Annotated in this window: 12 protein-coding genes; 6 read left to right on the top strand and 6 right to left on the bottom strand. The window is 65.8% G+C overall.

Annotation, left to right across the window (positions count from 1 at the left end):
• Positions 1 to 239: 239 nt before the first annotated feature.
• The gene (locus ABE546_RS06555) at positions 240 to 3,041 is read right to left on the bottom strand and encodes a TonB-dependent receptor (RefSeq protein ID WP_346462999.1); all 2,802 of its coding nucleotides are present in this window, start codon (positions 3,039 to 3,041) and stop codon (positions 240 to 242) included.
• Between the two features lie 205 nt (positions 3,042 to 3,246).
• Between ABE546_RS06555 and apbC the strand changes: the two genes are divergently transcribed.
• Both apbC and dcd read left to right on the top strand, forming a co-directional pair.
• On the top strand, positions 3,247 to 4,104 hold the full coding sequence (apbC, locus tag ABE546_RS06550) for an iron-sulfur cluster carrier protein ApbC (RefSeq protein WP_313219000.1): 858 nt from the start codon (positions 3,247 to 3,249) through the stop codon (positions 4,102 to 4,104).
• Between the two features lie 184 nt (positions 4,105 to 4,288).
• On the top strand, positions 4,289 to 4,861 hold the full coding sequence (gene dcd / locus ABE546_RS06545; protein ID WP_019182646.1) for a dCTP deaminase: 573 nt from the start codon (positions 4,289 to 4,291) through the stop codon (positions 4,859 to 4,861).
• Between the two features lie 242 nt (positions 4,862 to 5,103).
• On the opposite strand, the gene ABE546_RS06540 is transcribed toward dcd, so the two are convergent.
• Genes ABE546_RS06540 through ABE546_RS06530 form a run of 3 tightly spaced genes read right to left on the bottom strand, consistent with a single transcriptional unit; the run spans position 5,104 to position 6,383 of the window.
• Entirely contained in the window at positions 5,104 to 5,271 is a 168-nt protein-coding gene (locus ABE546_RS06540) for a DUF5668 domain-containing protein (protein WP_019182647.1), read from the bottom strand.
• A gap of 15 nt (positions 5,272 to 5,286) precedes the next feature.
• The gene (locus tag ABE546_RS06535) at positions 5,287 to 5,709 is read right to left on the bottom strand and encodes an HIT family protein (protein WP_313208942.1); all 423 of its coding nucleotides are present in this window, start codon (positions 5,707 to 5,709) and stop codon (positions 5,287 to 5,289) included.
• Entirely contained in the window at positions 5,706 to 6,383 is a 678-nt protein-coding gene (locus ABE546_RS06530; RefSeq protein WP_313218997.1) for a dienelactone hydrolase family protein, read from the bottom strand. The genes ABE546_RS06535 and ABE546_RS06530 overlap by 4 nt, the downstream gene beginning before the upstream one ends.
• A 205-nt stretch (positions 6,384 to 6,588) precedes the next feature.
• On the opposite strand from ABE546_RS06530, the gene rimO reads away from it, so the two are divergent.
• Both rimO and ABE546_RS06520 read left to right on the top strand, forming a co-directional pair.
• Complete coding sequence (gene rimO / locus ABE546_RS06525; protein ID WP_313208944.1) at positions 6,589 to 7,953, top strand: 30S ribosomal protein S12 methylthiotransferase RimO; 1,365 nt, start codon at positions 6,589 to 6,591, stop codon at positions 7,951 to 7,953.
• On the top strand, positions 7,950 to 8,783 hold the full coding sequence (locus ABE546_RS06520; RefSeq protein WP_346462998.1) for a DUF3025 domain-containing protein: 834 nt from the start codon (positions 7,950 to 7,952) through the stop codon (positions 8,781 to 8,783). The genes rimO and ABE546_RS06520 overlap by 4 nt, the downstream gene beginning before the upstream one ends.
• A 72-nt stretch (positions 8,784 to 8,855) precedes the next feature.
• Here the strand turns inward: ABE546_RS06520 and greB are convergent, their stop codons facing one another.
• Together greB and ABE546_RS06510 are read right to left on the bottom strand one after the other, a co-directional pair.
• A complete protein-coding gene (gene greB, locus ABE546_RS06515; protein ID WP_121038490.1) occupies positions 8,856 to 9,359 on the bottom strand; it encodes a transcription elongation factor GreB in 504 nt (167 codons plus the stop codon).
• A gap of 55 nt (positions 9,360 to 9,414) precedes the next feature.
• Positions 9,415 to 10,920 carry a helicase HerA-like domain-containing protein gene (locus ABE546_RS06510; protein ID WP_346462997.1) on the bottom strand — a complete coding sequence of 502 codons (1,506 nt, stop codon included), beginning with the start codon at positions 10,918 to 10,920 and terminating at the stop codon, positions 9,415 to 9,417.
• Between the two features lie 121 nt (positions 10,921 to 11,041).
• On the opposite strand from ABE546_RS06510, the gene ABE546_RS06505 reads away from it, so the two are divergent.
• The gene (locus tag ABE546_RS06505; RefSeq protein ID WP_313208947.1) at positions 11,042 to 12,646 is read left to right on the top strand and encodes a transglycosylase SLT domain-containing protein; all 1,605 of its coding nucleotides are present in this window, start codon (positions 11,042 to 11,044) and stop codon (positions 12,644 to 12,646) included.
• Positions 12,647 to 12,760: 114 nt separating this feature from the next.
• On the top strand, positions 12,761 to 13,102 hold the full coding sequence (locus tag ABE546_RS06500; RefSeq protein WP_121038480.1) for a ribonuclease E inhibitor RraB: 342 nt from the start codon (positions 12,761 to 12,763) through the stop codon (positions 13,100 to 13,102).
• Positions 13,103 to 13,240 lie beyond the last annotated feature (138 nt).

Below are 13,240 nucleotides of genomic sequence, written 5' to 3'. Positions count from 1 at the left end.
GCGCGGAATTAACAACTGAGATCGGTGTGCGTATGGCTGTCCCATAGACGCATCGCACCATCAGAACGTCGGACATGCACATGCCTCTCTCGCGGCGACGCGTGTCGTTGCATTCAGGGCGGCGGACGGGCATCACGCCGGTTGCAAGGGCACAAACGCGGAACGCCCCTTTCGGGGCGTTCCGGTTGGCGAACCGGCAGGGCAGGGCCCTGCACGGTCGCCGGTGCTGCCTGCGGCGATTACTTGCCGAAGTCGTACTTGGCCTGGACGTACACGGCACGGCCGTACGCGTTGTACAGGCCGGTGTTGTACGGCGCACCCGAGGTGCCCAGGTAGCTGTAGGCCTGGCCGTCGGGCATCTTGTTGAACACGTTGTTGACCATCAGCGAAAGCGTCAGGTCGTCCTGTGCGCGATAGTTCACGCTCAGGTTGTACGTGGTGTACGAGCCCCACTTGCCTGCGGCCTTGCCCGATGCCGGGTGGACGTAGTCATAGCCATTGATGCCGGCCAGGTAGTTCGGGGTCTTGCCGATGTAGTTCGCGTACAGCGTGGTGGTGAACTTGTCGACCGACCAGCCCACGGACGCATCGCTGCGGACCTTGGCGAAGTTGTCGTAGTTCCACATCGCGATCGGGTTGCCCAGCAGATCCTGGAACTCCTCGCCCGGCTGCGACTGCACTTCACGCTTGAGCATGTTGGTGTAGTTGGCCGAGAACTGCAGCGAGCCGAAGCGGCCGATGTCCTGCAGATACTTGAAGCCGACCGTCACGGCCTGCAGGTTCTGGCGAGCCACGTTCATCTTCGGGGTGTACAGGCTGCTCAGGTTGCCGGCGGCGTCGCGCACGACCCAGTCGGCCACGTTCTGGCAGCTGGCCGAAGAGCCGTTGGGCAGGCCGTTGCGGCAGTAGTACTCGGCCAGCAGCAGCTGGTCGGTGCTGGCCGTATCGACTTCGTTCTCGATCTTCCAGTTGTAGTAGTCGGCCGAGATGGAGAGGTTCGGCATCGGTGCCCAGACCACGCCTGCATTCCAGACGTCGGCCGTGATCGGCTCCAGGTCCGGGTTGCCCGCGCGCTCGGAGTACACCGAGACGTTGTCGTGGTAACGGCAGTCGGCGGTGTTGCCCGGTGCATAGCCCAGGGTGCCGCAACGGTAGTAGTCGGTCGAGTTGGCCGCGTAGTACCCGCTCTTACCCTGGAAGGCATCGGACAGGGTCGGTGCGCGGAACGCCGTGCCGTACTTGCCGCGGAACAGCAGGCTGTCGATCGGGCGGTATTCCAGACCCAGGCTGTAGGTGGCCTTGTCGACGGTGTTGTCGGCGATCTTGAACGCGTCATAGCGACCCGAAGCGGTCACCGTGACCTGCTCCAGCACCGGCATGCGCAGTTCGGAGGTCACCGCATAATTGCTGCGGTGGCCATTGCCGGCCACGGCCGAAGAGCCCCACACCTGGCCGTCCAGCAGGCGCTGGTCGGGCGAGTAATCCCAGCCTTCGCTGCCACCTTCGACCACGACCGCGAAGCCGGCGTCACCGCCCGGCAGCGAGAACAGCGAGCCATTGGTGATCTGCACGCGGCCCAGGTTCTGCCAGGTACGGCTGCGGTTGGTCGCGTAGCCGGTGAAGCTGGCGAAATCTTCCGGCGAGATCGGCGAGTAGAACGCGTCGTAGTTCGGGTTGTAGATGCCCCAGCCGTCGGCCGTGGTGCCCAGCTGCGGGCCCAGCACGTGTTCGGCGAAGTAGTTGTTGATCGGGTCCTTCCAACGCATGAACTTGTTCTCGGTGAGCTTGTACTCACCGCGGGTGAAGCTGGCGCTGTAGTCCCAGTTGCCGGCCATGCCCTTCGCGCCCAGGGTCACCTGGTAGGAGCGGCTCTCGTCACTGTTGAGAACGTCGTTGTAGCCCTGGCCACCGATGTCTTCCGGGGCGAACGCGCGCTGCAGGTTCACCACCTTGCCCGAGGACTGGTCGTAGAAGCCGCCCATCCCGCTCTTGGTGCCCCACCACAGGTAGCTCGAGCCGGAGGTGTACTCGGTCTTTTCCTTGCTGTAGAGCACGTCGGCGAACAGCTGCAGGTTGTCGTTGACGTCGAAGGTCATCGCCGAATAGAACTGGCCGCTGTCCTTGCCGTTCTTCAGCGTCTTGTAGCCGGCGCCGAAGTAGGTGCCGCACGACTGGCCGGTCGGGCGATTGCCCAGCACCGTGGTGCCACCGAACTGGCTGGCCACGTTGGCGCAGTTGTTCGGGTCCATCATGTACAGGCGGTTGGTATCGGCGTCGATGACGGCGAAATCATTGCTCGGCAGCTGCGCGGTGTAGCCGTTGGCATTGGTGGTGCGGGTCAGGTCGCGCTGGTAGCCCCAGATCGGGTTGCTCGACTCGATCTGCACGTTGACCAGTGCGTTGAAGCGGTCATCGAACGCGCTGAAACCATGCGCGCCGCTGAAGCGCACGCTGTTGCCGCCGCCTTCGGTGTAGGTGCCGCCACGGACGGAGATGCTGCCGCCGTCCATGCGTTCCTTGAGGATGATGTTGACCACGCCGGCGATGGCGTCCGAACCGTACAGCGACGACTGGCCGCCCGGCAGGACTTCAATGCGCTCGACGATGTCGATCGGAATGCCGCTGATGTTGTTGAACGTATCGCCGCCGTTGTACAGCGCCGGGTACGACATCATCGGACGGCCGTTGATCAGGTACTTGGTGTAGCCCGGATTCAGGCCGAACATGCCCGAGGCTTCCGCGCCCTGGGTGAAGGACGCCGAGGTCTGGCCGCCCTGGAGGCCGCCGGTGGTCAGCGAGGACTGCTGCAGGACTTCGGCCACGCTGGTGAAGCCGCGGGTCTGGATGTCCTGCGCGGTGATGGACATCACCGGGGTCTGGGTTTCGATATCGGTCTGCGGAATCAGCGAGCCGGTGACGGTGACTTTGTCCAGCGTCGTGGCTTTATCCTGTGCCATGGCCGGAGCGGCTGCAGTGGCGATCAGGGCGGAGAACAATGCAGCGGCGAGCGTGTTGCGACGTGCGGTGGTGCTGTAATTCATTGATAGTCCATAGAACAAAACAGAAAAGCACTGACGCCAATGATTCCCTCCCGAAACGCGCGGAAAACGCTCAACGTAGTGCGTTTCGACCGTAACATGAACTTAACGAAAATTGCATGGTTTCGTAGCAACTGGGATTCTCAGTCAGGTGCAGTCAAGGTTGTATAGTGTTGCGTCCCCTTGTTGTGTTTCCGGAGTGCCCGCAGTGAGTGCCAGCCAGACGCGTCGTCCCCACGCCAGTCAAGTGCAGAAGGGGTTGTCACCGCATCCGCGCGTGCGCAACGTGATCGCGGTGGGGTCAGGCAAAGGCGGGGTCGGCAAGTCCACCACCGCGGTCAACCTGGCTGTCGCACTTGCCGCGCTCGGCGCGCGCGTGGGCCTGCTGGATGCCGATATCTACGGCCCCAGCGTACCGGCAATGCTCGGCCTGAGCGGTCGCCCGGAGAGCCCGGACAACAAGTCGATCGAACCGATGCGCGCGTTCGGGGTGGAGACCATGTCGATCGGTTACCTGATCGAGGACGAGACGCCGATGATCTGGCGCGGCCCGATGGCGACCTCGGCGATGACGCAGTTCTTCAACGATACGTTGTGGGACGACCTGGACTACCTGCTGATCGATCTGCCGCCGGGCACGGGCGACATCCAGCTGACGTTGACCCAGAAGATCCCGCTGGCCGGGGCGGTGATCGTCACCACCCCGCAGGACATCGCCACGCTGGATGCGAAGAAGGCGCTGAAGATGTTCGAGAAGGTGGAAGTGCCGGTGCTGGGTATCGTCGAGAACATGGCCGTGCACACCTGCAGCAACTGCGGCCAGGTCGAGCATCTGTTCGGCGAGGGCGGCGGCGAGCGCATGGCCGCCCAGTACGGGGTGCCGCTGCTGGGGTCGCTGCCGCTGGAGATCGGCATCCGCGAGCAGGGCGATGCCGGTACGCCGATCACCGCCGCCGCGCCGGCGTCTTCTGCGGCCCAGGCCTATCTGCGCGCGGCCGAGCGGCTGATCGAGGAAGTGGCCAAGCGGCCGCGGGCCAGCATTCCGATCCTGTCGTCGCTGATCTGAGCGCGAAAACCTCCCCCGTATCCTCCAGGCCCGGCCCCCGCCGGGCCTGTTCGTTTCCAGGCCGCAATGGCCAGGCAGTTGCCGCGACGGCGTCGACGCTGGTCGCGGCCGGGGCCGCTGTTTAGAATCGACACCCGGGCGCCCATTGGCGGTGCCGTTGTTCCTTCCGCACCCAGGACCCCCCATGAGCATCAAGAGTGACCGCTGGATCCGTCAGATGGCCGAGCAGCACGGCATGATCGAGCCGTTCGAAGCTGGCCAGGTCAAGCAGGCCAACGGCCAGCGCATCGTCAGCTACGGCACCTCCAGCTACGGCTACGACGTCCGTTGCTCGCGCGAGTTCAAGGTGTTCACCAACATCAACTCCACCATCGTGGACCCGAAGCACTTCGACCCGGGCAGCTTCGTGGACATCGTGGGTGATGAGTGCATCATCCCGCCCAACAGCTTCGCGCTGGCGCGCACCGTGGAGTACTTCCGCATCCCGCGCGACACGCTCGTGGTCTGCCTGGGCAAGAGCACCTACGCGCGCTGCGGCATCATCGTCAACGTGACCCCGCTGGAGCCGGAATGGGAAGGCCACGTCACGCTGGAGTTCAGCAACACGACGCCGCTGCCGGCGCGCATCTACGCCAATGAAGGCGTGGCGCAGATGCTGTTCTTCCAGGCCGACAAGGACGATATCTGCGAGACGTCCTACAAGGACCGCGGTGGCAAGTACCAGGGCCAGACCGGCGTGACCCTGCCGCGGACCTGATGATCACGCGGGTGGCGCGGCGCACCTGATCGATCCCCGGGCGTGCTGCCGCGTCCGCGCCTGGTAGAGCCGACCGTTGGTCGGCTGCTTCTGTGGTTACCGTTACCCATCAAGGGGCGACCACAGAAAAAGCGCGGAGTACTCCGCGCTTTTTTTGTGGCTTGGTCCGACGTGCGGCGTGGTGACCAAAAGCAGCGCACCCAAAAGCAGCGGACCGAACAGCAGCGGACCAACGGTCCGCTCTACTTGCCGCGGCCGAACAGCAGGCCGATGCCCACCGCTACCAGCACGACCGGCCACCAGGTGAGGATCAGCTTCCCCATGTTCATGTTGGTCCAGCCGAGATTGCTGGCCAGCAGGAACAGGCCGACGAGGATCAGGACAATGGCGGCGACAAGGTTGGAGCGCATCAGGGGCAGGGTCCGCTAGGGCTGGGGCGAATATCCTAGCCGTTCCTTCCAGAGTGCGACACGCTCGGCCAGCACCTGTGGATCAAAATGGTGTGCCTGCCCCTGGCCCCAGACCGGGCCCGGCCATGCCGGATCGCCGACATGGCGCCCGATCACATGGAAATGCAGCTGGCGCACGATGTTGCCCAGCGAGCCGATGTTGATCTTCTCGACCCCATCGGTGCCCTTGAGCGCCTTGCACGCCCGGTTCAACTCGGTCCGCAGCTTGTCCTGCTGCTCGCCATCCAGGTCGATCCATTCGGTCACGCCACTCAGGCGTGGCACCAGGATCAGCCAGGGATACCTTTCATCGTTCATCAATCGCACTTGCGATAACGGCCCTTCTGCTACCAGTACGCTGTCGGTGGCCAGGCGTGAATCCAGTTCGAACTCGCTCATCCAAGATGCTCCGCAAAGAAGTCCAGGGTGCGTTCCAGCGCCAGGTGGGCGCTGTCTGGATCATACGCATGTCCGACGCTGCGGTTGAAGGCGTGATCGGCCGGGTAGACGAAGGTGGCCATCTGCGGCAGCTTCTCGCGGTGGGCTTTGATCGCCTCCGGCGGGATGCTCCTGTCCTGCGCGCCGAAGTGGAACATGACCGGCGCCTTGGGCGTCTCGTCCAGGTATTTCACGTTGCGGGCCCCGTAATAGCTGACCGAGGGCAGGCCCAGGCGCAGCGCGGAGAGCAGGGCGATGCTGCCGCCCCAGCAGTAGCCGACGGTGCCGACCTTGCCGGCCGGAGCCAGCCGCGAGGCGGCCGCACGCACGATCTCCAGCGCCTTTTCGACCCCGAGCTCGTCGACCATGGCCAGGCCGGCGGCCACGCCATCGCTGTCGTAAGGCAGCTCCGGCGGTTCGGTGCTGTCCGGGGCCGACTCGGCCAGATCGAAGAACGACGGGGCCAGCACCGCATAACCCTTGGCGGCGTAATCGTCGGCCACTGCGCGGATGTGCGGGTTGGCGCCGAAGATCTCCTGGATCACTACCAGGCCCCCGCGCGGCTTGCCTTCCGGCGTCGCCTGCCAGGCGCGGACCGGTCCGTAATGCGTATCGAGTGTGATCCACTCACCCATGGTGCGAGACTCCCGTTGGTTCAGGCATTCATTATCGGCCCCGCGCCGGTTAGCGCGATGTCAGGGAGCATGCCGGATCTGGCGGGATCAACCCGATCCGGTTCAGGGGCGTGGGCTGAACGCCGGTATACTTGCCGCCGTTTCCGGCCCCAGGTCCCCCACGCCATTCCGGCATGGGCCCAGGCCCCCAGAGTCCTTGCGATCCATGTCCCAGCTGAACCCCAAAGTCGGCTTCGTCAGCCTTGGCTGCCCGAAGGCCCTTGTCGATTCCGAGCGCATCCTCACCCAGCTGCGGTCCGAGGGCTACGACATCGTTCCCTCCTACGACGCGGCCGACGTGGTGGTGGTCAACACCTGCGGCTTCATCGATTCGGCCGTGACCGAGTCGCTGGATGCGATCGGCGAGGCGATGAACGCGAACGGCAAGGTGATCGTCACCGGCTGTCTGGGCAAGCGCCCGGAGCAGATCCGCGAGGCCTACCCGAACGTGCTGGCGGTGTCGGGCCCGCAGGACTACATGAGCGTGATGGAGGCCGTGCACGCCGCGCTGCCGCCCAAGCACGATCCCTTCGTGGATCTGGTGCCTGATTACGGCATCAAGCTGACCCCCCGCCATTACGCGTATCTGAAGATTTCCGAAGGCTGCAACCACAAGTGCAGCTTCTGCATCATCCCCTCGATGCGCGGCAAGCTGGTCTCGCGCCCGGTCGATGAGGTGCTGCGCGAAGCAGAGCGGCTGGTGCGGGGGGGCGTCAAGGAACTGCTGGTGGTCTCCCAGGACACCTCGGCCTATGGCGTGGATGTGAAGTACGCCGAGCGCATGTGGCGCGACAAGGCCTACCAGACCCGCTTGAAGGCGCTGTGCGAAGGCCTGTCCGAGCTGGATGCGTGGACCCGCATGCACTACGTGTACCCGTACCCGCACGTGGACGAGATCGTGCCGCTGATGGCCGAAAACCGGATCCTGCCGTACCTGGATATTCCGTTCCAGCACGCCAGCCCGCGCATCCTGAAGCTGATGAAGCGCCCGGGGGCGGTCGACAAGACCCTGGAGCGCGTGCAGCGCTGGCGTCAGCTGTGCCCGGATATCACCGTGCGCTCGACCTTCATCGTCGGCTTCCCGGGCGAGACCGATGCCGAGTTCGAGGAGCTGCTGAGCTTCCTGGACGAGGCGCAGCTGGACCGCGTGGGCGCGTTCGCCTATTCGCCGGTCACCGGCGCGACCGCCAACGATCTGCCCGGTGCGGTGCCCGAAGAAGTGAAGCAGGAACGCCTGGCACGCTTCATGGAGCGCCAGGCGGAGATCTCCGCCGCGCGCCTGGAAGCCAAGATCGGCACCGTGCAGCAGTGCCTGGTCGATGCCATCGAAGACGGCATCGCGGTGGCCCGTTCCAAGGCCGATGCGCCGGAGATCGACGGTCTGGTGCATATCCAGAACGCGGAAGAAGCCAAGCTGCGCGTGGGTCAGTTCGTCGATGTGGAGATCACCGAGAGCGACGACCACGATCTGTTCGGTGATGCGATCCTCGCCACCGAAGCGCGCAAGCCCTTCGATCTGCAGGTGCTGTGATCGCAGTGGTGACGGCTGCCGATATCGGTGGTCGTCGCCGTTTCATCGCGCCGCCGCGTGAGGCGGTGGATGCGGCCTGCTTCGCGCAGCCGATCTACGCCGGGCTGAGCGACATGCAGGACCTGATGGTGGCGCCGAGCTGGCCCACCATCGCAGCGCTCGATGCACGCCTCGCGTTGCCAGACAAGCATCTTGCCGAGCAGGACGAGGCATTGCTGGCCGACGGCCTGCACTATGAAACGCGCATCGCCGGGCGCGGCCAGATCGCCACGCGTGCAGACAACTGGCATGACCTGTTCAATGCCCTGGTCTGGGCGCGTTACCCCACCATCAAGCGCGCGCTCAACCGGCAGCAATGCCGGCACATCGCGGCGATGGCGCCAGGGCAGCGCAACCGTGCGCAGGCCGCGTTGACCCAATTCGACGAGAGCGGCGTGATCGTGCGTGTGCGCGAACCGGCGCTGCTGCGCGCGTGGGACCAGCATGATTGGCAGGCGCTGCTCTGGGATGGGGCAGGGCAGTGGCGACGGGGCGACATTGCCGTCGCGGCGGTGATCGGGCATGCGCTGCTGGAGCAGGCCTTGGTGCCGGAGCGCCTGCTGGTCGGCAAGTGCGTGGTGGTACAGAGTGATGATGATGCCACTGCGGTCGCGGCAGTGGCGCAGGCCATCACGGACGGCGCGCTGCTCAATGACCCCCTGGAGTTGCGGCCATTGCCGTTGGCGGGGATTCCCGGGTGGCACGCGCGGCAGGAGGCGGCCTTCTATGCGCGGGCCGACTACTTCCGACCGCTGCGCCCGGGGCGCGTGTATCCCGCAGCGCTGGGGTGATCCGGCAGTGGCGCCATCCCCGCGGGTTGCCGGCGTCACGTGTAGATCCACGCCATGCGTGGAGGCACCCTGTCAGCCGGGGTACGCCACGGACAGAATCGCGAACCCATGGCGGCCGCTGGGCAGCTCCACCTCGAACTCATCGTCCACGCGTTTTTTCAGCAGCGCGCGCGCCAACGGCGAATCGATGCTGATCCAGCCCGCACCGGCGTCGGTCTCGTCCGGGCCGACGATGCGATACACGTGGATGTCGCCCGAGTCGACGTTCTCCAGCTCGATCGTCGCGCCGAAGAACACCGCGTTCGGATCGGTCGGCGCGGTATCGACAATGCGCAGCGCCTCCAGTCGCTTGGTCAGGTAGCGTACGCGCCGATCGATCTCACCGAGCTGCTTCTTGCGGTAGGTGTACTCGGCATTCTCGGAGCGGTCGCCTTCCGCAGCAGCGGCGGCCAGTGCCTTCACCACTTCCGGGCGCTTGTGCCGCCACAGCTCATCCAGTTCGGTCTTCAACCGCTGGTGGCCCTGTGCGGTGATCAGGGCCGTGCTTTTTTCCGCGGGGGGACGCCAACGCGACATCAGGTCTGCTTGTGCTCGTCAAAAGGTGCCGCGCCACAGGGCGCGACACGAAGTATCAGCGCTTTCCGCCGAAAATACCGCCCAGCAGGCCACGCACGATCTGGTTGCCCAGCTTGGTGCCGACGGTACGGGTGGTCTGCTTGGCCATGGTTTCGATCATGCCCTGGCGGCGCTTGGTGCCGAAGATCGCGTCCTTGATGCTCTGGCCAAAGCCGCCCTCCTGCGCTTCATCCTGCTGGCGGGTGCGGGCTTTGGGCGCATCGGCCTGCTCGACCGCCTTCTGCGCGCGCTGCGCCAGCCGTTCCGCCGCCGATTCGCGATTGATCGCGGTGTCGTAGCGGGTGCCGACCGGGCTGCCGGCGCGCACCTGCGCACGTTCGGCCTCGGTGATCGCGCCCATCCGGCAACGCGGTGGCGCGATCTGGGTCTGCTGCACAGGCGAGGGGATACCCTTGTCCTGCAGCGTGGACACCAGCGCTTCACCGGTACCCAGCTTGGCCAGCGTGGCGGCCACATCCAGCTTCGGGTTGGGCACGAAGGTTTCGGCGGCGACCTTCACTGCTTTCTGGTCGCGCGGCGTGAACGCACGCAGCGCATGCTGCACGCGGTTGCCGAGCTGGCCGAGAATGTTGGCCGGCACGTCATCCGGGAACTGTGAGCAGAAGTAGACGCCCACGCCCTTGGAGCGGATCAGCCGGACCACCTGCTCGATGCGCTGCACCAGCGCCGGCGGTGCGTCATCGAACAGCAAGTGCGCCTCATCGAAGATGAAGACCAGCTTCGGCTTCTCCAGATCGCCCACTTCCGGCAGCGTTTCGAACAGCTCCGAGAGCAGCCACAGCAGGAAGGTGGAATACAGCCGCGGCTTGAGCACCAGCTGGTCGGCGGCGAGGATGCCGATCACGCCGCGGCCATCGTGGTTGACGCGCATCAGGTCGGCCAGCTCCAGTGCAGGCTCGCCGAAGAACGCTTCGCCACCGTCCTGTGACAGGCGCAGCAGCGAGCGCTGGATCGCCGCCACCGTCTGCGCACTGACCAGGCCGTATTCGGTGGAGATGTCCTTGCGCTCCTCGGCGACCAGGCCGAGCAGGGCGCGCAGATCGTCCAGGTCGAGCAGCAGCAGGCCGCGGTCGTCGGCGAGCTTGAACACGATGTCCAGCACGCCGGCCTGGGTGTCGTTGAGTTCCAGGATGCGCGCAAGCAGGGTCGGGCCCATCTCGCTCACTGTGGTGCGCACGGGGTGGCCGAGCTTGCCGTACAGGTCCCAGAAGATGGTCGGGCTGGCGGCGGGCGCGTAATCGGCCACGCCGAGATCGGTCGCGCGCTGCAGCAGCGCCTCGGTCCCGGCACCGGGCACGGCCAAGCCCGACACGTCACCCTTCACATCAGCCAGGAACACCGGTACGCCGATCCGCGAGAAGCCCTCGGCCAGCGTCATCAGGGTGACGGTCTTGCCGGTGCCGGTCGCGCCGGCCACCAGGCCGTGGCGGTTGCCCAGCCGCGGCGACAGGGTCACGGGGATATCGTCGGTGATGCCTTTGCCGAGCAGAATCGGATCCATGGTCAACTCGCAGTGTGAATAGGCGGGATTCTAAACGTCGGCGTTGGCCGGCCGGCAGACGGGTTGCCCGGATGCAAGCGGCGCGGCTACTCTGCCCCATCGTTCGCACACAGTGCCAAAAATGCCCGTTCCTGTCTTGCTTGTCCGTGGTTGGCCGCTGTTGGCCGTTGCCGCGATGCTGTCGATCGTCCCCGAGGCCCATGCCCAGCGCGTCTCCGCCCGCGACAAGGCCAAGGTGGAGGCGCTCGACCAGCGCATGACAGCCGCCGAAAAGCGCTACAACGCGGCGCTGGTGCTGGTGAACAATGCCGACCCGAAAGGCACCAACGAGGCCGACGCCGCGCTGGAGGACATGGAGGATGTGATCAGCGCCTGTGTGGCCCAGAAGGGCTGCCAGGTCAGCAACCTGCTGCCGACCTACAAGCGCCTGCTCAAGAGCAACGCCGACAGCCAGCAGGACAGCGAGGACGGCACGGCCATCGCCGACGGCACCTTGCTGGAGGCCGACCCGGACCATGTCGGCCCGCTGGCCGCCGATGTGCCGGAAGCCGCCCGCGCTGCAGCGCTGCTCAACGACAAGCGGCACGCCTTCGACACCATGGTCGAGTACAACCCGGCCGTGCAGGCCGGCATCCGCCGCTGGTTGACCGACATGCGCCCGGCGCTGCTCACCAGTTACGAGAACTACCAGAACCTGCGTGCGGTGATGTGGCCGGAGTGGGAAAAGCGCGGCCTGCCCGAAGCGCTGCTGTTCGGGATCATGGCCAAGGAATCCAACGGCCGCGTGCACGCCTCTTCGCGTGCCGGCGCCGCCGGGCTGATGCAGTTCATGCCCGCCACCGGGCGTCGCTTTGGTCTCGGCCCGGACGGCACCGGCTTTGATACGCGCTTTGATGCCCGCAGCGCGGCCGAGGCCAGCGCGACCTACCTCAACGAACGTATGCGTGAGCTCAACAACAGTGTCGAGCTGTCGCTGGCCGGTTACAACGGCGGTGAAGGCCGCGCCATCCGCGTGTTCCGCCAGTACCCGGGGCAGGGCTTCTGGACCGACAGCGTCTACAACCAGTTCCCGGGCGAGACCAAGGACTACGTGCCGATGGTGATCGCCGCGGCGTGGATCTATCTGCACCCGCAGCAGTACGGCGTGGAATTCCCGAAGATCAGCGCGCAGCCGGCGACCATCCGCCTGGCCAAGTCGACCACGATCTACGAGCTGACCATCTGCCTGGGCAGCACCGGTACCCGTGACGGCTACATGCGCGCGCTGCGCAACCTCAACCCGCGCTATGAGGCCGACGGCTGGATTCCGGCCGGCACCATCATCAACGCGACCACCCGCATCGCGGGCCTGTACAACCGGTTCTGCGTCAGCGGCCCGCGCGCCGATCTGGCCCGCACCCTCATCACCGCCGACCTCAATGCGGCGATCGTGCGGCCTACGGCGGTCAGCTACACCGGCAACGTGGCGGTGGGCAGCGTGGTCCCGGTCGCCCAGGCGCAGGCCATGCCCGCGGTGACCCCGGCCGCGCCGGTAGCCGTCCCGGCCGCCAAGCCCAAGGCCAAGCCGGCCCGCAGCTACAAGGTGGGCAAGGGCGAGACGCTGGGCAGGATCGCGGCCAAGTTCCAGTGCGATGTGCCGACCCTGGCACGGGCCAATGGCCTCAAGGCGCCGGCCTATTCGCTCAGGCAGGGCCAGAGCATCAAGCTGCAGGGCTGCGACAAGTAAGCCATAACCGGGTAGGCTCGCCGGCATCACGCCTGTGGCCGCCCGGCCCAGCACATCCATCGCAGCGTCGGCCACGTGCCGGCGCTCACCGCAACACGCATACAGGACACCCAGATGGATATCACCGCAATCAACGAGATGTTCGCCAACATCCGTGAAAACACCGATTGGGACCTCAACGGCCCGATGCTGTGGGGCTACTTCTTCGTCAACACCACCCCGGAGCCGTTGCACGGCCTGGGCGAGAAGCTGGTGGAACTGGGGTACACCCTGGTGGAAGTGTTCGAACCGGACCTTGAAGAAGGCGAAGACCCGTACCACGTGCTGCACGTGGAGCGCGCCGAGGTGCACACCGAAGCCTCGCTGGATGCCCGCAACCATGAGCTGCAGGCCCTGGCCGAAGCGAACGGCGTGGAAGACTACGACGGCATGGACGTCGGCCCGGTCGAGATCTGATCGCAGCGGAACATCTCACACAAAAAACGCCCCGGTTTCCCGGGGCGTTTTTTATGGGCGGGAGCCCCAGGTAGTGGCGGGGCGGGGGGGGGGGCCCCCCCGAGCGGGGGGTGGGGGCCCCCCGGCGCCCCGACGCCC

This window comes from Stenotrophomonas sp. TWI377, from assembly GCF_039674525.1.
GTDB lineage: Bacteria > Pseudomonadota > Gammaproteobacteria > Xanthomonadales > Xanthomonadaceae > Stenotrophomonas.
The sequence above is the reverse complement of the archived record's forward strand: the minus strand, read 5'-3'. Positions and strand labels throughout refer to the sequence as shown.